Source organism: Craurococcus roseus (assembly GCF_039523795.1).
Taxonomy (GTDB): Bacteria; Pseudomonadota; Alphaproteobacteria; order Acetobacterales; family Acetobacteraceae; genus Craurococcus; species Craurococcus roseus.
Genome location: NZ_BAAAFZ010000031.1, coordinates 12,590 through 30,427, shown reverse-complemented (window position 1 = coordinate 30,427; position 17,838 = coordinate 12,590). Strand labels below are relative to the sequence as shown.

Sequence of the window (17,838 nt, the reverse complement as noted above, 5' to 3'; positions counted from 1 at the left end):
CGACGCCAACGCCGCTCCCCGCGGCGAGGACGCCTCGGTCGGGACCGCCAACGCGAACGCCGCCGCGGCTGCTGCCGGGCTGCCGGGCCAGCTCCCCATCCTCGACCCGACCATCCCCGGCCCGATCGATCCGCTGAGCCCGCCGATCACGCCGAACAACGTCTACACGCCGTACTTCGACCCCTTCTTCGGGGGCAACTACACACCGGCGAAGGCGCCCGCGCTGCCGGGCGGCGAGGACGGCGGGACCTACACCGCGTCGCGCGTCTACAGCTTCGGCGACCGGCTGGTGGACGACGGCGGGACCTACGGCGCGGCCTCCGTGGCGCAGGCGGCCGGCTCGCCGCCGCCCAACGCTTCGGAGCTCTACTACAGAGGCGGCTTCTCGGATGGCCCGAACTGGGCGGAGAACCTGTCCCGCATCCTCGGCGCGGCCACCGATGAGGACACCAGCTTCGGCTACGTCCTCGCCACCGCGCGGGCGATCGAGAACCCCCTGGACCCGTTCAGCGGCCAAACGACGCTGAACACCTTCGCGGGGCAGATCGACGCGTTCGAGCAGGCCCGAGGGGCGTTCTCGCCGGACGACCTGGTCACGGTGACGTTCGGCGGCAACGACCTGACGCTGCCGAGCGACCTGCCCCCGGACGAGGGCGTCGCGGCGTCCGTCCACGCGATCGTGGACGGCATGGAGCGCTTGGCCGACCTCGGCGCGCGGCACTTCCTGGTCACGAACCTGCCCAACATCGAACTCGCCCCGCTGTTCCAGGACCCGGAGTTCCTGGCGCAGTTGGGCGCGGCGCCGGGCGCGTTCGAGCCGCTGGTGGAGCAGTTCAACGCCCAGCTCGAAACGGCGGTGCACGCCTTCGAGAGCGAGAGGGGCATTGACGTCGAGTTGCTCGACTTGAACAAGCTCTTCGACGCCGTCGCCGCCGACCCGCTCGCCTACGGCTTCGTCAACGTGGACGAGCCCGTGCTGGCGGCCCCGCCGCTCGAGCCCGGCACGCCCACGGTCTACAACCCGGCCATCGTCGGGCAGGACCCGGCCGTGCAGCACGCGACGCTGTTCCTGGACCCGTTCTTCCACCCGACGGCCCTGGGGCACGCCATCGTCGCCGAGACGGCGCGCAGCGAGTTGCTGATCGCCTAGCGGCCGCACCGAAACGGGCGGGCGCCCCAGCGGCGCCCGCCCACCCCGTTCCTCCGCTCGCCCGTGCTCCTGGAACGGCAGAACCGCGCTCCACGGCCCGTCATCGCGGGACGGCATCGGGGAAAAAGGGCAAGTTGACTTGGGGTCGGTGAGGCGACCTGGGCGCGGGCCTACGACCTCCCGCCCCGTCGCTCTCCGGGCTCGCGCGTCACGGCTGATCGGCGTCGCGGCTGGCGCGGCGGCTCCTGCCGCTCAACCAACACCTGTTCGGGCGCGCTCGGAGCACGCCACTTCACTTCCTGAAGTATCCGCCCGCCGCCGCGCCGGGCTCCACGGCCCGGCGGCCGGCATCGCGGCCAGGCGTCAGGCCGCGGCGGGTTCTTTCCTCGCCGCGCGGACAGCGTCCGCCAATCGGCGCACCTGGTCGAGCACCAAGCGCGCCGTGTCGGGCCGGGCGCGCCCATGCTCGTCGAGGCTCGCGGCGATCGTGTCCACCAGCGCGGAGCCGACCACGGCGGCGTCGGCGACGCGCGCCGCCTCCGCCGCCTGTTGCGGCGTGCGGACGCCGAAGCCGACCGCGACCGGCAGCTCGGTGTGCCGGCGGATGCGCGGGATGGCGGCGGCCAACTGCTCGCTGGTCGCGCTGCGCGTCCCCGTGATGCCGGTGATCGAAACGTAGTAGACGAAGCCCGAGGTCGCGGCGAGCACGCGCGGCAGCCGCGCCTCGTCCGTGGTGGGCGCCACCAGCCGGATCAAGTCGAGGCCGTGGGCCCGCGTGTGCGGCTCGACCTCGTCCGCCTCCTCCGGCGGCACGTCCACGATGATCAGCCCGTCCACCCCGGCGGACGCCGCCGCGGCGCAGAAGCGCTCGACGCCGTAGGACAGCACCGGGTTGTAGTAGCCCATCAGCACGACGGGCGTGTCCCCGTCCTCCGCGCGGAACCCGCGCACCATGGCCAGCGCGCCCTCGGTGTCCGCGCCCGCCTTGAGCGCGCGCTGGGCCGAGCGTTGGATGGAAGGCCCGTCCGCCATCGGGTCGGAGAAGGGCAAGCCCACTTCGATCAGGTCGGCGCCCGCAGCGGGCAGGCCGCGCAGGATCGCCCTGCTTGTCTCCGGGTCGGGGTCGCCCGCCTCGAAGAAGGGTATCAGCGCGCCGCGGTCCTCGCGCCGCAGCGCCTCGAAGCGGGCGGCGATCCGGCTCACAGCGCCACGCCCAGGCGGTTCGCCACGGTGAAGATGTCCTTGTCGCCGCGCCCGCTCATGTTCATCACGATGACGCCGTCGCGCGGCATCGTGGGCGCCAGCTTCATGACGTAGGCGAGGCCGTGCGAGCACTCCAGCGCCGGGATGATCCCCTCCAGCTTGGAGCAGAGCTGGAACATCTCCAGCGCCTCGTCGTCCGTCGCGGTCACGTAGGTGACGCGGCCCGTGTCGTGCAGCCAGGAGTGCTCCGGGCCGATGCCCGGGTAGTCGAGCCCGGCGCTGATGGAGTGCGCCTCCTGGATCTGCCCGCCGTCGTTTTGCAGCAGGTAGGTGCGGTTGCCGTGCAGCACGCCGGGGCGGCCGCGGTTGATCGAGGCCGCGTGCTCCTCCGTGTCCACGCCGCGCCCCGCCGCCTCCACGCCGTAGATCGCCACCCCCGGGTCGTCGAGGAACGGGTGGAACAGGCCCATGGCCGAGGAGCCGCCGCCCACCGCGCAGACCAGCGCGTCCGGCAGCCGGCCCTCGGCCGCCATGATCTGCTCGCGCGTCTCGTCGCCGATGACGCACTGGAAGTCGCGCACCATGGTCGGGTACGGGTGCGGGCCGGCGACGGTGCCGATGCAGTAGTAGGTGTCGTCCACCGTGGCCACCCAGTCGCGCATGGCCTCGTTCATCGCGTCCTTCAGCGTGCCGGCGCCGGACTGGACGGGGCGCACCTCCGCGCCGAGCAGCTTCATGCGGAACACGTTGGGCTGCTGCCGCTCCACGTCGGTCTGGCCCATGAAAACTTCGCACTTGAGGCCGAACAGCGCGCAGGCGGTGGCGGTGGCGACGCCGTGCTGGCCGGCGCCGGTCTCGGCGATCACGCGCGTCCGGCCCATCTTCTTGGCAAGCATGATCTGCGCGACCACCGCGTTGATCTTGTGCGCGCCCGTGTGGTTCAGCTCCTCGCGCTTGAAGTAGATCTTGGCGCCCTTGCCCTCCGGGGCGCCGGCGCGCGCGTGCTCCGTCAGGCGCTCCGCGAGCCACAGCGGGCTCGGGCGGCCGACGTAGTCCTTGAGGAGGCGGCGCCACTCGGCCTGGAACGCCTCGTCCGCCTTCGACTCCTCGTAGGCCCGCTCGACCTCGAGGATCAGCGGCATCAGCGTCTCGGACACGAAGCGCCCGCCGAAGCCGCCGAAGCGCCCGCGCGCGTCCGGCCCTTGGCGGAAGGAGTTGGGGCGCACGGCGTCGGGCAACGGGGTGTCCATGGCACTTTCCTCGATGAACGCATGAAGCCGCCCGGCGCGGGGCGGCGCGGAAGGGGCGTTGGCTCGACCCGCCGGACCGGTGGCCAGGCGGTGGGGCCGGCGGTGCCGGAACGGGCACCGCCGGCGGCGTCACGCGCCTAGAGCGCGTTTCGGCTGACCGTACCCGGTCGGCGCGCTCTGGCTTGTTGCCTCAGCGAGCATCTTCACGCGCCCGACCGGAGACGGTCGGGCGCGATCTGCTCCAAGGTCAGGCGATGTCCTGGTTGTAGTTCGGGTTGCCGTCGAGCGCGGTCACGAGGTCCTCGACGGTGTAGCCCGGCAGCTCGAGCAAGGGGCTAAACGGGCTCGCCGCGAGACCTTCCTCGAGGCTGCCGCCCTGGCCGGCCTGCGCGTTGTCGTAGACGTAGTCGGGGTCCTCGCTCCGGCCCGGCGGGCCGAAGAAGCCGGCGCCGCCGGCGCCGGCGAACGGGTTCCCGCCGCCCCCTTCCGAGCCGCCCTCGCCGCCGCCCTGCTGGCCGCCGAAGCCGCCCGCGAACGGGTTGCCGCCCTGCTGCTGGCCGCCTTGGCCCAGGCCCGAGAAGGGGTTCTGGCCCGGGGCGATCTCACCGAAGGGGTTGGAAACCCCGGCCGCCTCGTCGGCGGCCGAGCGGGCCGCGATGGCCTGCGCGAAAGCCTCCGTGCCGCCCTCGATCTCGGTCAACCGGCCGAAGGGGCTCTGCCTGAGCAGGGAGGCCAAGTCGCCACCGCCGGCGCCGCCGGCCGCAGCACCGCCACCTTCGCCGCCCTGTTGCTGGCCGCCGCCGAAGCCGCCCGCGAACGGGTTGCCGCCCTCGCCGCCGCCCTGCTGGCCGCCGAAGCCGCCCTGGCCTTCGGCCTGCCCGCCCGTGAAGTTGACCGGGCCGCCGCCGGACTCGCCTGTGAAGCCGGCCTCGCCGCCGATGGCGTTGTAGTCATACGCCACGCCGTACCGGTTGTTGTCGCCTTCCACCTTGACCACGTCCCCTATCGCTTCGCCGCTGGCGTAGTCGAAGACCACGACGAACTGGTTGTTGCCGCCCTTCACGTCCACGACGTTCCCGCCGCCGAGCAGGTCCTCGAGGGCGACGACGAACTGGTTGTTGCCGCCGTCGACGGTGATCGTGTTGCCGCCCGACGAGCCGTCCACCCGGATGACGAACTGGCTGTTGCCGCCGTTGATGTCGACGTCGGCGGCGCCGCCGTCCTCGCCGTACCGGTACTCAACGACGAACTGGCTGTTGCCGCCGTCCACCGTCGTGGAATCAGCCTCCTGGGTGAACGGCGCGCCGCCCTGTCCGGCGTAGCTGCCGTTCTCGAAATCGTCCGCGTACTGCGCCAAGTGCTGGTCTCCTCTGGTGATTGTGGTCCGGTCGACGCCGCGGGCGCGATCGCGCGTTCAAGGCGTCCCCGGGGCCGGGGCGCCGCCCGGGCGGGCGGCCTCCCCGCGGCGGATGGCGCGCGCGCTGGCGAAGCGTTCGTACAGCGCGTCGGCCTCCCCCCGGCGGATCGCGCGTTGCAGCGCCGCCAGGTTCTCGGCGTAGCGGCCCGTCATCTCGAGCACCGCCGCCTTGTTGTGCAGGAACACGTCCCGCCACATCGCCGGGTCCGCGCCGGCGATGCGGGTGAAGTCGCGGAAGCCGCCGGCGGCGTACTTCAGCACCTCGCCGCGCATCGCGTGCTCGACCTCGCCCGCCGTGTTCACGGCGTTGAAGGCGAGCAGGTGCGGCAGGTGGGACACGGCGGCCAGCACCTTGTCGTGCTGGGCCGCATCCATCAGCTCGACCTTCGACCCGACCGCCCTCCAGAGCGCCGCCACCCGCTCCACCGCCGCCGCGTCGGCGTCGGCGCGCGGGGTGAGGATGCACCAGCGGTCGCGGAACAGGTGCTCGACCGCCGCCACGGGCCCGGAGGTCTCGGCCCCCGCGACGGGGTGGCCCGGCACGAAACGGCGCATGTCGAGGTGCGGGGAGACGAGGTCGAGCACCCGCGCCTTCACCGACCCGACGTCTGTGACGATGGCGTCGGGCCGGAGCCCCGGCGCCATGGCGCGCGCCGCTTCGCCGCAGGCGCCGACCGGGACGCCGAGCACGACCAGGTCGGCCCCGCGCACCGCTTCCGCGGCGTCGGGCGTCGCCTCGTCCACCAAGCCCAGGGCGAGGGCCTGGTCCAGCGTCTCCCGCCGCCGCGCGCTGCCGACGAGGCGCCGCGCCAAGCCGAGCCGGCGCGCGTCGCGGGCGAGCGACCCGTTGATCAGCCCGATGCCGACGAACGCCGCCCGCTCGAACACCGGCGCGGCGCCCTCGGCCCGCACGGCGGGGACCGGCCCGAACGCGGCGTCGTTCAAGCGGCCGTCCGCCGGGTCTGGCGCGCGGCCTTCAGGTTCTCGGCGAGCAGGAACGCCACCTCCAGGCTCTGCTCGGCGTTCAGGCGCGGGTCGCAGTGGGTGCGGTAGCGCATGGAGAGCGCGTCGTCGGTGACGGCGCCCGTGCCGCCCGTGCATTCCGTGACGTTCTGCCCCGTCATCTCGACGTGCAGGCCGCCCGGGTGGGTGCCCTCGGCCCGGTGCACGGCGAAGAACGTCTCGATCTCGGCCATGATCCGGTCGAAGGGCCGCGTCTTCAGGAGGCCCGAATTCGAGGCGACGGTGTTGCCGTGCATCGGGTCGCAGGCCCACACGACCTGCCTGCCTTCCCAGCGGAGGGCGCGCACCAGCGGGGGCAGCTTCTCGCCGACCTTGTCGCGGCCCATGCGCGCGATCACCGTGAGCCGGCCCGGCTCGTTGCGGGGGTCCAGGACCTCGCACAGGCGCAGCAGGTCGTCCACGGACATGGACGGCCCGGCCTTGAGGCCGATCGGGTTGGCGATGCCGCGCGCGTACTCGACGTGGGCGCCGTCCGGGTCGCGGGTCCGGTCGCCGATCCAGACCATGTGCCCGGCGGTGTTGTAGCAGCCGCCCTCGGTGGAGTCGGTCCGCGTCATCGCCTCCTCGAAGCCGAGCAGCAGCGCCTCGTGCGAGGTGTAGAACTTGGTTTGCGCGATCTGCGGCGTGGTCGCGTCCGTGACGCCGCAGGCCGCCATGAAGCCCAGCGCCTCCGAGATGCGGTCCGCCATGTCGCGGTAGCGCTCGCCCTGGGGGGAACGGCCGATGAAGTCCAGGTACCAGTCGTGCACCCGCGTCAGCGCCGCGTACCCGCCGCCGGTGAAGGCGCGCAGGAGGTTCAGCGTCGCCGCGGCCTGGGCGTAGGCCTGGATCTGCCGCTCCGGGTCCGGCCGGCGCGCGTCCGGCGAGAACTCCAGCCCGTTGACGATGTCGCCGCGGTAGCTCGGCAGCTCCACCCCGCCCGCGCGCTCGGTGTCCGACGAGCGCGGCTTGGCGAATTGCCCCGCCACCCGGCCGACCTTCACCACCGGCATCCCGGCCGCGAAGTTCAGCACCACCGCCATCTGCAGGAGCACGCGCAAGGTGTCGCGGATGTTGTCCGGGTGGAACTCGGCGAAGCTCTCGGCGCAGTCCCCGCCTTGCAGCAGGAAACCGCGCCCGGCGGCCACCTCGGCCAGTTCCCGGCGGAGGTCGCGCGCCTCGCCCGCGAAGACCAGCGGCGGGAACCGGCGCAGCCGGTCCTCGACGTTGGCCAGTTGGGCCGCGTCCTCGTAGGCCGGGATCTGCCGCGCCGGGCGCGAGCGCCAGGACGACGGCGACCAGCCGCGGTCCGCGGCGGCGGCGTCGTCGTTGGCGGGGCGGGGGCGGAGGTCCGCGCCACGGGGCGCGGGTTCGGAGAAAGCGGCTTGCTGCATCACTCGGCGGCCTCGTAATGGTGGGGTCGGGCCGCGGCACCCGCGGCGAAACGCACAGCGTCCCGCGCCGCGCTGAGCAGGGCCTCGGCCTTGTTGCAGGATTCGCGGTATTCCGCTTCGGGGTCGGAGTCGGCGACCACGCCGCCGCCCGCCTGGACGTGCAGCGTGCCGGCCTTGATGAGGCCGGTGCGGAGCCCGATGCAGGTGTCCATGTTGCCGTCGGCGCCGATGTAGCCGACGGCGCCGGCGTAGAAGCCGCGCCGCGTCGGCTCCAGCTCCTCGATGATCTCCATCGCGCGGATCTTCGGCGCGCCCGTCACCGTGCCGGCCGGGAAGCCGGCGCACAGCGCGTCCACGACGTCGGCCCGCTCAGGGTCGAGCTCGCCCTCCACGTTCGAGACGATGTGCATGACGTGCGAGTAGCGCTCCACCGCCATCTTGTCGGTCACGCGGACGGAGCCGATCTTCGCCACCCGGCCAACGTCGTTGCGGCCCAGGTCGAGCAGCATGAGGTGCTCGGCCAGCTCCTTCGGGTCGCCGAGCATGTCGCGCTCCAGCGCGCGGTCCTCGGCGCGCGTCGCGCCGCGCGGGCGCGTCCCGGCGATCGGCCGGACCGTGACCTTGCCGTCGCGCAGCCGCACCAGGATCTCCGGCGAGGAGCCGACCAGGGCGAAGTCGCCGAGGTTCAGGCAGAAGGAGAAGGGCGAGGGGTTGAGCCGGCGCAGCGAGCGGTACAGCGCCAGCGGCGGAAGCGCGAAGGGCAGCGAGAAGCGCTGCGACGGCACGACCTGGAAGGCGTCGCCGGCGCGGATGTACTCCTGCGCCCGCTCCACCATCGCGTGGTACTGCCCGCGGGTGAGGTTCGAGGACGCCACCGGCGCCGGCGCGGCGCGGCCGGCCAGGGATTGGTGCGGCAAGCCGCGCCCGAGGTCGGCCACGATGTTCGCCAAGCGCTCCAGCGCGCGGTCGTACGCGGCCCGTGCGGAGAGGGACCGCTCCGGGTACACCGGGGTCACCACCGCGACCTGGTCGAGCACGTTGTCGAACACCAGCACCACGGTCGGGCGCATCAGCATCGCGTCGGGCAGGCCCAGCTCGTCCGGGTTAGCGGAGGGCAGCCGCTCGATCAGGCGCACGAAATCGTAGGCGAAGAAGCCGATCAGGCTGGCGCTGCCCGGCGGCAGCTCCGGCGGCAGCTCGATGCGGCATTCCTCGACCAGCGCGCGCAGGCTGGCCAGCGCCGGCAACGGCGAGGCGTCGTAGCTCACCTGGCCCAGCCGGACGGCGCGGTTGATCTCGGCCCGCTCGCCGCGGCAGCGCCAGATCAGGTCGGGCCGCAGCCCGATGTAGGAGTAGCGGCCCCGCGCGGCGCCGCCCTCGACGGACTCCAGGAGGAACCCGTGCCGTTCGCCCTCGGCGAGCTTCATCATCGCCGCCACCGGCGTTTCGAGGTCGGCCACCAGCGTGGTCCAGACCACCTGCGGGCGTCCGGCCGCATAGGCTTCGGCGAAGGCGCCCCGCCGCGGAAATGCGTCCATCTCGTCCCGTGTCCCGATCATGCCGGCACCCTGCCCAGCAGGGCCGCCGTCGCGGCGGCGACGTCCGCCTGCCGCATGAGGCCTTCCCCGACGAGGAAGCAGCGCGCCCCGGCCGCGGCCATGCGCTCCAGATCCCCGTGCGAGCCGATTCCGCTCTCGCACACCAGCAGGCGGTCCGCGGGCACCAGGGGCGCCAGCCGCTCGGTGGTGGCGAGGTCGACCCTGAGCGACCAGAGGTCGCGGTTGTTGACGCCGATGAGGGGCGAGCGCAGCCGCAGCGCGCGTTCGAGCTCGGCCTCGCCGTGCACCTCGACCAGCACGTCCAGCCCGAGGCCGTGCGCCGCCGCCTCCAGCTCCTCCGCCTGCCCGGTGCCGAGGGCCGCCATGATGAGCAGCAGCGCGTCCGCGCCCGCCGCGCGGGCCTCGACCACCTGGTAGGGGTCGACGATGAAGTCCTTGCGGAGCACCGGCAGGCCCACCGACCCGCGCGCGGCGACGAGGTGCCCGATCTCGCCCCCGAAGTACGGACAGTCCGTCAGCACCGAAAGGCACGCCGCGCCGCCGGCGGCGTAGGCCCGCGCCAGCGTCGGGGGGTGGAAATCGGCCCGGATCAGCCCCCGGCTCGGGCTGCGCCGCTTGATCTCGGCGATCAGGGCGGGGCGGCCCGCCTCCGCCTCGGCGCGCAGGGCCCGGGCGAAGCCGCGCGGCGGCGGCGCCCCGGGCAGCGCGGCTTCCAGGACACCCAGAGGACGGCTCGCCCGGCAAGCCGCCACGTGCTCGCGCTTGGCCGCGCAGATCTCGCCCAGCGCGCCGATCACGGGGCGGCCTCGTTGGTGGCGCGCACCAGAGCTTCGAGCCGCCGGGCCGCTGCGCCGGAGTCGATGGACCAGCGCGCGAGCACGGCGCCCTCCTCCAGCCGCCGCGCGCGGCCCGCGACCACGAGCGCCGCCGCGGCGTTCAGCACCGCGATGTCGCGGTACGGGCCGGCGGCGCCGCCTAGGAGCGACCGGAGCGCCGCGGCGTTGTCGCGCGCGTCGCCGCCCTTGAGGTCGGCCGGGGCCGCGCGGGGGATGCCGATCCGCTCCGGCGCGACCTCGAACCGGGTGATCTCGCCGTCGCGCAGCTCCGCGACCGCCGACGCGCCGGTGGTGGTCAGCTCGTCCAGCCCGTCCTCCCCGTGCACCACCCAGGCGCGCTCGGAGCCGAGGGCGCGCAGCACCTCCGCGAGCGGCCGCACCCACTCGGCCCCGAACACGCCGAGCAGTTGGCGCCGCGCCCCGGCCGGGTTGGCGAGCGGCCCGAGCAGGTTGAAGACCGTCCGCGTGCCGAGGTCGCGCCGGCACGGGCCGACGTGACGCATCGCGGCGTGGTGGCGCGGCGCGAACAGGAAGCCGATGCCGTCCTCGCGCAGCGTCCGGGCCGACGCCTCCAACGGCGCGTCGAGGTTGACGCCCAGCGCTTCGAGCACGTCCGCCGCGCCCGACCGCGAGGACGATGCGCGGTTGCCGTGCTTGGCCACCGGGACGCCGCAGCCCGCCACGACGAAGGCCGCGGCCGTGGAGATGTTGAACGTCCCCGCGGCGTCGCCGCCGGTGCCGCAGGTGTCGATCGCCCCTTCCGGCGCCTCCACGGGCACCATGCTCGCGCGCATGGCGCGCACGGCGCCGGTGATCTCGTCCACGGTCTCGCCACGCACGCGCATGGCCATCAGCAGGCCGCCGATCTGGGGCGGCGTGGCGCGGCCCTGCATCATCGCCCCGAAGGCGGCCTCGGCCTGCTCCTGCGTCAGCGTCGCGCCGGCGGCGAGGCGGTTCAGGGTCGGCCGGAGGGCGTCGGCGGCGACGAGGCCCTCCGGCGCCGCGCCCGCGGGCGCGGCGCCAGCCGTCTCCAGGTTCGCGCTCACGCCGGGGCCCTTTCCGGGACGAGGGCCAGGAAGTTCCGCAGCAGGTCGTGGCCCGCCGCGGTCTCGATGCTCTCGGGGTGGAACTGCACGCCGTGGACGGGCAACCGCTCGTGGCGGAGGCCCATGACCAGCCCGTCCTCGGTCCAGGCGTTCGGCACCAGCTCGCCCGGCAGGCCGTCCCGCTCGACGACCAGGCTGTGGTAGCGCGTGGCGCGGAACGGGTTCGGCAAGCCGCGGAAAACGCCGGTGTCGTCGTGGTGGACGAGGCTGGTCTTGCCGTGCACCGGAGCCGGCGCCCGCACCACCTTGCCGCCGAAGGCTTGGCCGATGGCCTGGTGCCCGAGGCACACGCCCAGCACAGGGCACACGGGCGCGGCCTCCCCGATGAGGCCGAGCGAAATGCCCGCGCGGTCGGGGTCGCACGGCCCCGGCGAGATCACCACCGCGTCCGGGCGCGCCGCCATCGCCTCGCCCGGCGTGGCGGCGTCGTTGCGGAGCACCTCCACCGCCGCGCCGAGTTCGCCGAGGTAGTGGAACAGGTTGAAGGTGAAGCTGTCGTAGTTGTCGAGCAGCAGCACGGCGGCGGCGTTCGCGCCGGCGGGGCGGGCGCCGGCCGCGCTCACGCTTCGCCCTCCGGCAGGTAGCTCATGCCGCGCCCGAAGGAGGCGAGGTTGCCGGCCTTCTCTTCCAGACGGCGCTTGAGGCTCATCGCCTCCGCCCCGTAGTCCTGGAGCTGGAGCTTGCCGTGCGGCGGCGGCGCGCCCTTCTCGAAGAACGCGATCCGGTGCTGGATGCAGCCCTTCGCCTTCGGGTTGCCGAAGGCGTAGGCGCAGGGCACCAGGAACATCAGGTTGCGCTGCGTGTAGCCCTGCTCGCGGTAGTGGTGCGCGAACTCCAGGATCACGTAGTTGAAGCAGTCGTGCGAGCGGAGTTCCACCTCGACAGGCTGGCCGTACTCGTCGGTGAAGCGGCCCTTGCCGCCTTCGGCCTCGCCGTCCGGTTTGATGAAGTAGGCCCACTCCGCCAAGTTGCGGATGTCGCCGAGGTAGCCGGCCGAAAGCTCCAGCGGCGCGTCCACGAAGATGGAGGCGGTCTGGATCTCGAAGCGGCCGCGTGCCGCCGCCTTCAAGCCGGCCTTACGTTCCAGCGCACCCTTCAACGAGCGGATCTCAGCCGTGTGCACGTAGTCGATGCCCTGCATGATCATCGGCGTGCGCCGCTCGGGGCCGATGAAGGAGAGCCAGTGGAAGTAGACGCCCGGCTCGTCCGACCCGACGTAGGGAGCCGGGAAGACCACGGCCGGGTAGCACTGGAAGTACTTGCCGGGCTCGAACCCGCAGTGCCACTCCACGCCGCGGAACAGCGGCGTCTCGATCGGGCGCGCGTGGTAGAAGAGGTCGTGCTGGTAGCCCGACGCCGTGCCGCGCCAGGTATTCTCATCCACCTGCTCGACCATCCGGCTGTAGAGCGTCCACTCGTCCAGGTTCCGCAGGTCGCGCAAGTACTCGACCGCGGCCTCCGGCGACGTGGCGATGTAGGTGGACGTGGCGAAGGTGTTGCTTTCCACGGCGGCGTGCTCCTCGTTAAGCGCCGACCACGGGGAAGCTCATCCCCGCGTGCTCGCTCCGCGCCGCCTGGGCGGCGCGCAATCCTTCGTTCCGGCCAAGGGCGGGCGCCGGCCGGTCGGCGTCGATGAGCACGTCGAGGACGAACGGGCCGGGCGTCGAGACGGCCTCGGCCAGCGCCGCTTCCAGCGCGTCCTCGCTCTCCACGCGCGCGCCGCGCGCGCCCATCGCCCGGCCGAGCATGGCGAAGTCGGTGGGCGGGAAGACCGCGTCGGCGAGGCCGGACATGCCGAGGGCCGCCATGCCCTGGAAGCACATGTTGTAGCGGCCGTCGTTGAGCACGATCCACGTCGCCGGCAGGCCGCGCTTCACCGCGGTGCTCACCTCGCCGCTGTTCATCAGCATGGCGCCGTCGCCGACGATCGCGACGGCCCGGCCGTTGCGCCCGAGGGCCGCGCCAAGGACGCCGGTGGCGGCGTGGCCCATGGAGCCGAGGTTGGTGCTGACCCGGTAGCGCCCCGGCTCGGCGAAGCGCAGGCAGTGCGTCGCCCAGGTGAAGGAGTTGCCGGACTCGGCGAGCACCACGGCGTCGCCGCCGTCCACCACCGCGCGCTGCACCGCCGCCATCAGCGCGTCCGGGCGCACCCGCGAAGCGCCGTCCGGCGCCGGGAGGCCGGGGTGCGGCCGCGGCACGGCGCGCTGCGGCGCGGCCCCGCCGCCCGGCGACGGCAACGCCGCGAGCAGCGCCCGGAGGAAGTCGCCCGTCTCCGCCTGCACCGCGAAGGTCTCGGCCTGCGGGTAGGCCACCCCCGGCACCATCGGGTCGATGTCCACGTGCACGAAGCCGTCGGCCGGCACGAGGGCGGGGTTCCAGAAGGAGGTCGGCTCGCCCAGCCGCGTCCCGAGCACCAGCACGCGCCGCGGCGCGCGGTCGCCGCGCATGTAGGCCACGGCGGCCGCCGTGTGCCCGCCCATGCCGGTCACGCCGACGAACAGCGGGTGGTCCTCCGGGAACAGGCCCTTGGCGCGCGGCGAGCACATCACCGGCGCCTCGGCCCGCTCGGCCAGCGCGCGCAGCTCGGCGGCGGCGCCGCGCGCGCCGAAGCCCGCCCAGATGGCGAAGGGCGCCCGCGACAGCAGCTCGACGCAGCGCGACACCGCGGCGCGGTTCGGGTCCGGCCGTGCGGACGGGTCGCCGGCGCCGTCCGCGTCCGCCCGCGCGAAGCGCGGCAGCGGCTGGGTCAGGGGCGCGCCCTGCACGGCGTTTGGGACGCTGAGGTGCGCGACGTAGCCGCCCGGGCGCCGCAGCCCGGCCGCCAAGCGGCGCAGCACCTGCGGCAACTGGTCGGGCGTTTCCAGGACCACGGCGTCGTCGAACCACGCACCGGCTTCGAACAGCCCGCTGGCGGGCATGGTGTAGCCGCTGGTCTCCTGGATGCCGCCGCGCCCGCGCTGCGGCGCCGAGGCGTAGGCCGTCACCAGCACGACCTTGGCGCCCTCCGTGCGCGCGGCCAGGACGCCGGTGAGGGCGTTCGTGATGCCGGGACCGGTGGTGGCGAACACCACCGCGGGGCGGCCGCTGGCGAAGTAGGCCTCCGTCGCGGCGAAGGCAGCGCCGCTTTCGTGCCGGAAGTGCAGCACGTCCAAGCGCTTGGAGAGCGCCGCCCAGAGCAGCGCCTGCGCGCCGCCGGACACGCCGCAGGCGTGGACCGCCCCCAATTCGCGCAGCGCTTCGGCGAGCGCCTCCGCTACGGTGCGCGGCGGCTCCACCACCGACGCGAGCCGCTCCCCCGCCTGCACGTTGCTTCCGAGATCCGTCATGCCGTGCCCCACTGTGATGCCCCGGCGGCGCGCCGGCGGCGCCCGCGTCGACCCGAACCCGCCCGCGCCCCGGTCCGCCCAGCGCCGCGCCGACGCGGCGGACTGGACGGCCAGAGCCGGGTGCTCCCTTGCTTGTGCCGTTACTTTCGTCGGCATCAGCAAACCTCAAGAGCCCCAAAATAGAAGCCCCCAAATCGTCAAGGAAATGTGAGAAATGAAGGTCAGCTTTACTAGCATTGTTTGCTTCTTTATTTTGCAGGCTTCCCGGATTGCGGCGCTGTCCGTGCGGCGGCAGGCTGGCTTTGCTTCACGCTGGGCCGCCCGCACGCTGGCTCCGATGCAAGCCGGCTCGGCGGCAAGCGGCGTTGCGACGCGCCGGGCGGCGGGGGGCGAGCGGCGTCGCGCCGCGGGTGCGCGGCGTCGCGGATGGCGGGAAGAGGAGTTCGCGCCGGGCACGCGAGCGCACGCGTGGCGCCGGGCGTGAACAGCGGCCCAGCGCCCTCAGCCGCGCGACGGTTGCGAGGGCGGCCGTGGGCGGGCCGGATGGTCAGGTGGCGGGGCGGCGAACGCGGGAAGGGCGGGCCGCGCGGCTTGCGGCCGGCGCTTGCCGCGCTCGTTCCTCACGCCCGCGCCCGCAGCCGCGCCGCCCGGTGTGGGCGGGCGGGCTCGCGCAAGCGCCGTGCTACCCCAGGTCGGGCGAGCGGCATTCCGGGGCGTCGTCCCCGGGCCGGGCGAGTTCGGCTTCCACGGCGGCGAGCAACGCGGGCAGGTCGTCCGCGACCGCCAAACCCAGGCGGCGCAGCTCCGCGCCGAAGTCGCGCTGCGAAGCCATGTCCCGCAGGCCCGTCCACCCGCGCCAGTCGACGCCGGGGTGGCGGGCGAGGAGGGGCGGCGGCAACTCGCCCGCCCTTTCGCTGATCTCCAGCAGGGCATCCTTCAGCGCGCGGTAGGTGCGGCGGTCCGCCTCGGGCAAGGCGAGCAGGCGCGCGTCGTCGAGCCCGGCGGCGAAGGCGCGAACGTCCTCCGCCGCGGCCCTGATCGCCCGCAACCGCCCGCGCAGATCGTGCGCGTGGCCGGGACCGGGGCCGCCCGCGGCGGCGCCGTCCGGCCGGCCCGGCGGGGCGGCCGCGCTCACAGCGCGCGCACCGCGTCGCGCTCGGCGGCGTCGCGCGCGGGCCCCGGCGGCAGCGCCGCACGTTCTGCCAACGCAACAGGGGCGCCCAGCGACGCCGCCAGCTCAGCCCGCAGGGACGCCAGCCCCACCAGCGACACCCGCGCCCCCGGCTCGAATTCGCACTCGATCTCCACCGCCGTCCCCGGCGGCGCGGCGTCGCCCCGCGCGACTGCGCCCACCACCCACAGCCCTCGCACGCCCCAGCGCCCCCGCAAACCCGGCCCCGCCGCCCGCAGCGCCCCGAGCGCCCGCGCCAGCTCCGGCGCCCGCTTCCCGTCTTCCGCCAGGAAGCGGTCCACCAGCGACCCCACCAACCCTTGCACCGTTTCCCCCCGTGCGGCGGCCGCCGCCTTCAGCCGGTCCCGCGACGGCGAGGGCAGCCGGACGGAGAGAACCGCGGGGATGGTCGAGATCGTCATGGCCATGGTCCCTTGCGCCTTCAGTCTTGTATGTGCACGCATGTGAAGGCGCGAACGGATGCTGCAAGGCAGCAGTTCGGCAGCCCTGCAAGAAAATATGCGAATGTTGTTCAGCTTAGGGAATGAAGGATTGTCTGCAAGGGAACACATATTGCAAACGCAAGCGCCGGAGTACTTGCGTTTCGCGACGGTTTCGTGAACCCACGAGTCGGGATTGTGGTTGGATACTGAGGCGCGCACCATCGGAACGTGACCCCCGCAGCCTCCAGCGCCTGTCCCGGTTCCCGGTCGGCCGCACCGGCGCCCCGCCTGCGAGGGGCAAGAAGCGACGGCCCGCGTTGCCGGTGGGAAACCGATCTGGAGAGCTTCAGGCAAGACGCACTTCAAGAGGAGGTGAGTTCGACCGGCAAAGATGCCGGGCGACGCGGCTTCCGTCATGTATCGAACAGTAAAAGGACCATTGCCATTTGATGACGACTGGCGTGGCAATCGTCATCCATTGAACGCCGCGGCACGGGAGCGCCGAAGCCCACATGCCCGCGCGGGCGGCGGGCTCGGGAGGAAAGTTGCAGGGCGACAAGAACGCTTCCGGCCCTGGCGCCGGCTTGGCGGGCCTTGCCGCGTGGCGCGCGGCGCGGCGATACTCGTGGGCAGGGACGACGCCTGACGATCGCACGGCTCCATCCGCCTGGAGCAGCCGCGCACGTGACGCCGGGCCTTCGCGACTCCCGCAGCGGTTTTCCACCCCCCGCGGGTCGCGCGCGCCTCCGAGCGGGCCACCGGCCGGCGCACCCGGCGCCCGACGCGAGGAGAACCGCCATGCCTTCCCAGCACGATCTGCCCGCGACGCCCGAGAACATGGTGTGGGGCTACCTCGACGCCGCGACAAAGCCCGTGCTCCGTGTCGAGTCCGGCGACACGGTGGCGTTGGCCTGCGTGCCGGCGGGCGGCGCGTCCACCTTGCCGGCCGACCGCTCGCTGGTGCCGGCCGAATGCCTGGCGGCGATCGAGACGCTGCCGCAGGGGCCGGGCGCGCACTTCGTCACCGGGCCGGTGTTCGTGCGCGGCGCGGAGCCGGGGGACACCTTGCAGGTGGACATCCTCTCCGTCGAGCCGACGATGGACTGGGGCTGGGTGGCCGTCCTGCCGCTGCTCGGCACGCTGCCGGACGAGTTCACCGAGTACGAGACGATCCACCCCCGCGTGGACCGCGCGCGGGGCGTGTGCCGCCTGCCCTGGGGGACGGAGCTGCCGCTCGACCCGTTCTTCGGCGTGATCGGCACCGCGCCGCCGCCCGAGTGGGGGCGGGTGACGACGAACGTGCCGCGCGCCTTCGGCGGCAACATGGACAACAAGGAGCTGAAGCCGGGCGCCACGCTGTTCCTGCCCGTGTTCGCGGAAGGCGCCTTGTTCTACGCCGGCGACGGCCACGGGGTGCAGGGCGACGGCGAGGTGTGCATCACCGCGCTGGAGACCGGGATGAAGGGCGCCTTCCGGCTCACGGTGCGCAAGGACCTGCGCCACCGGACGCCCTTCGCGGAGAACGCGACGCACCTGATCTCCATCGGGATCGACGAGGACCTGGACGACGCGGCCAAGCAGGCGGTGCGGGAGATGGTGCGCGAGGTCTGCGCGCGGACCAACCTGTCGCGCAACCAAGCCTACATGCTCTGCTCGCTCGCCGGCGACCTGCGCGTGACGCAGACCGTGGACGGCAACAAGGGCTGCCACATGCTGCTCGCCAAGCGCCACCTTTGACGCGGCGCCCCCGCGCGGCCTGGGCCCGCGGGTGCGGCGCCGCGCCGACCCAGGCCCCGCGGCGGCCCGCCTCCACGGCGGCTTCGAGGAAGCGGACACCCCGCGCGCCGTCATCGACCGTGGGCGCCAGGGACGCCGGCGCGTCGGGCTCGCGCCCTTCCAGCCGGGCCGCGACGAGTTCCACCGCGTCCCGGTGGAGTTGGGCGAACGCTTCCAGGCACCCCTTCGGAGTGGCCGGCGGGGA

General features: G+C 73.7%; 15 protein-coding genes. 2 read left to right on the top strand and 13 right to left on the bottom strand.

Annotated features, from left to right (window positions below):
- On the top strand, nucleotides 1–1,150 hold a 1,150-nt coding region (locus ABD067_RS12480), incomplete at its 5' end, for an SGNH/GDSL hydrolase family protein (RefSeq protein WP_343895626.1).
- A 363-nt stretch (nucleotides 1,151–1,513) separates the two neighbouring features.
- Here the strand turns inward: ABD067_RS12480 and trpA are convergent.
- The 13 genes from trpA to ABD067_RS12415 all read right to left on the bottom strand — a co-directional run bounded on the left by trpA (nucleotide 1,514) and on the right by ABD067_RS12415 (nucleotide 15,836).
- The gene (gene trpA / locus ABD067_RS12475; protein WP_343895625.1) at nucleotides 1,514–2,353 is read right to left on the bottom strand and encodes a tryptophan synthase subunit alpha; all 840 of its coding nucleotides are present in this window, start codon (nucleotides 2,351–2,353) and stop codon (nucleotides 1,514–1,516) included.
- Nucleotides 2,350–3,603, bottom strand: a complete 1,254-nt coding sequence (gene trpB, locus ABD067_RS12470) for a tryptophan synthase subunit beta (protein WP_343895624.1) — start codon at nucleotides 3,601–3,603, stop codon at nucleotides 2,350–2,352. The genes trpA and trpB overlap by 4 nt, the downstream gene beginning before the upstream one ends.
- A gap of 247 nt (nucleotides 3,604–3,850) precedes the next feature.
- Complete coding sequence (locus ABD067_RS12465) at nucleotides 3,851–4,960, bottom strand: hypothetical protein (protein WP_343895623.1); 1,110 nt, start codon at nucleotides 4,958–4,960, stop codon at nucleotides 3,851–3,853.
- 57 nt (nucleotides 4,961–5,017) lie between these two features.
- Nucleotides 5,018–5,965 (bottom strand): prephenate dehydrogenase/arogenate dehydrogenase family protein, encoded by a 948-nt coding sequence (locus ABD067_RS12460; RefSeq protein ID WP_343895622.1) that lies wholly within the window; start codon nucleotides 5,963–5,965, stop codon nucleotides 5,018–5,020.
- Nucleotides 5,962–7,416, bottom strand: coding sequence for a class II 3-deoxy-7-phosphoheptulonate synthase (locus ABD067_RS12455; RefSeq protein WP_343895621.1), 1,455 nt, complete (start codon nucleotides 7,414–7,416; stop codon nucleotides 5,962–5,964). The genes ABD067_RS12460 and ABD067_RS12455 overlap by 4 nt, the downstream gene beginning before the upstream one ends.
- Nucleotides 7,416–8,954: an anthranilate synthase component I gene (gene trpE, locus ABD067_RS12450; RefSeq protein ID WP_343895620.1), complete on the bottom strand. Its 1,539-nt coding sequence runs from the start codon at nucleotides 8,952–8,954 to the stop codon at nucleotides 7,416–7,418. Before trpE ends, ABD067_RS12455 begins: the two co-directional genes overlap by 1 nt.
- A gap of 17 nt (nucleotides 8,955–8,971) precedes the next feature.
- Nucleotides 8,972–9,772, bottom strand: coding sequence for an indole-3-glycerol phosphate synthase TrpC (trpC, locus tag ABD067_RS12445; RefSeq protein ID WP_343895619.1), 801 nt, complete (start codon nucleotides 9,770–9,772; stop codon nucleotides 8,972–8,974).
- Nucleotides 9,769–10,857 (bottom strand): anthranilate phosphoribosyltransferase, encoded by a 1,089-nt coding sequence (gene trpD / locus ABD067_RS12440; RefSeq protein ID WP_456305248.1) that lies wholly within the window; start codon nucleotides 10,855–10,857, stop codon nucleotides 9,769–9,771. Before trpD ends, trpC begins: the two co-directional genes overlap by 4 nt.
- Nucleotides 10,854–11,480 carry an anthranilate synthase component II gene (locus ABD067_RS12435; protein ID WP_343895618.1) on the bottom strand — a complete coding sequence of 209 codons (627 nt, stop codon included), beginning with the start codon at nucleotides 11,478–11,480 and terminating at the stop codon, nucleotides 10,854–10,856. The genes trpD and ABD067_RS12435 overlap by 4 nt, the downstream gene beginning before the upstream one ends.
- Nucleotides 11,477–12,424 (bottom strand): scytonemin biosynthesis cyclase/decarboxylase ScyC, encoded by a 948-nt coding sequence (gene scyC, locus ABD067_RS12430; RefSeq protein WP_343895617.1) that lies wholly within the window; start codon nucleotides 12,422–12,424, stop codon nucleotides 11,477–11,479. Before scyC ends, ABD067_RS12435 begins: the two co-directional genes overlap by 4 nt.
- Before the next feature lie 16 nt (nucleotides 12,425–12,440).
- Nucleotides 12,441–14,243 (bottom strand): thiamine pyrophosphate-dependent enzyme, encoded by a 1,803-nt coding sequence (locus ABD067_RS12425; protein ID WP_343895616.1) that lies wholly within the window; start codon nucleotides 14,241–14,243, stop codon nucleotides 12,441–12,443.
- Nucleotides 14,244–14,925: 682 nt separating this feature from the next.
- Nucleotides 14,926–15,378, bottom strand: a complete 453-nt coding sequence (locus ABD067_RS12420) for a HepT-like ribonuclease domain-containing protein (RefSeq protein WP_343895615.1) — start codon at nucleotides 15,376–15,378, stop codon at nucleotides 14,926–14,928.
- Nucleotides 15,375–15,836 (bottom strand): hypothetical protein, encoded by a 462-nt coding sequence (locus ABD067_RS12415; RefSeq protein ID WP_343895614.1) that lies wholly within the window; start codon nucleotides 15,834–15,836, stop codon nucleotides 15,375–15,377. The genes ABD067_RS12420 and ABD067_RS12415 overlap by 4 nt, the downstream gene beginning before the upstream one ends.
- Before the next feature lie 819 nt (nucleotides 15,837–16,655).
- On the opposite strand from ABD067_RS12415, the gene ABD067_RS12410 reads away from it, so the two are divergent.
- Nucleotides 16,656–17,594, top strand: a complete 939-nt coding sequence (locus ABD067_RS12410) for an acetamidase/formamidase family protein (protein WP_343895613.1) — start codon at nucleotides 16,656–16,658, stop codon at nucleotides 17,592–17,594.
- The last annotated feature ends 244 nt before the right edge of the window (nucleotides 17,595–17,838 follow it).

What these genes read in the sequence shown, in the direction of transcription:
- ABD067_RS12455 (WP_343895621.1), bottom strand. Translation starts at nt 7,416, where the DNA reads ATGCAGCAAGCCGCTTTCTCCGAACCCGCGCCCCGTGGCGCGGACCTC.
- ABD067_RS12410 (WP_343895613.1), top strand. Translation starts at nt 16,656, where the DNA reads ATGCCTTCCCAGCACGATCTGCCCGCGACGCCCGAGAACATGGTGTGG.
- trpB (WP_343895624.1), bottom strand. Translation starts at nt 3,603, where the DNA reads ATGGACACCCCGTTGCCCGACGCCGTGCGCCCCAACTCCTTCCGCCAA.
- ABD067_RS12425 (WP_343895616.1), bottom strand. Translation starts at nt 14,243, where the DNA reads ATGACGGATCTCGGAAGCAACGTGCAGGCGGGGGAGCGGCTCGCGTCG.
- ABD067_RS12415 (WP_343895614.1), bottom strand. Translation starts at nt 15,836, where the DNA reads ATGACGATCTCGACCATCCCCGCGGTTCTCTCCGTCCGGCTGCCCTCG.
- trpE (WP_343895620.1), bottom strand. Translation starts at nt 8,954, where the DNA reads ATGGACGCATTTCCGCGGCGGGGCGCCTTCGCCGAAGCCTATGCGGCC.